Consider the following 441-nt stretch of genomic DNA (forward strand, 5'->3'; position numbering starts at 1 on the left):
AGCAGTTGAACACTTCCGAGGCCCAGCTGATGCGGCCCATCTCTTCCGACAGCAGCGCGTATTCGAGATTGGTCAATCCCGCGCCGCGGAATTCATCGTCCTCGTGCTCGGACGGCGGCATGAACATGTTCCAGAGGCCTTCGGCCTTCGCCTTCTTCTTGAGGTCCTCGAGCACCGGGATGACCTTCCAGCGCTCGCCGGTGCGATCCTGCTCGTCATAGATGGGCACCGCCGGACGCACATGCTTGGCCATGAAGGACCGCACGCGGTCGAGCCATTCCTTCTGCTTGGGGGACAGATCGAAATCCATGGGACGCTCCTCGTTTCTCTCTCGCTGATCGTTTTGCGCCGGATCGTCCTCCCGCCGCGCGCGGCCCGCAAGCGCGAGTGCGGCTTGCGAAGCGCTCCGGAACCTCTTCGCCAGTTGCGAACGAGTCCCGA

The 441-nt window shown here is 63.0% G+C and carries 1 protein-coding gene; it reads right to left on the bottom strand.

All coding sequences use genetic code 11. The annotated features are described in order from the left end of the window. A partial coding sequence (locus O7A70_RS34060; RefSeq protein ID WP_337144239.1) for an acyl-CoA dehydrogenase family protein occupies positions 1–310 on the bottom strand: 310 nt, incomplete at its 3' end. Between the last annotated feature and the right edge of the window lie 131 nt (positions 311–441).

The organism is Mesorhizobium sp. Cs1299R1N1, assembly GCF_037179655.1.
GTDB classification, from domain to species: domain Bacteria; phylum Pseudomonadota; class Alphaproteobacteria; order Rhizobiales; family Rhizobiaceae; genus Mesorhizobium; species Mesorhizobium salmacidum.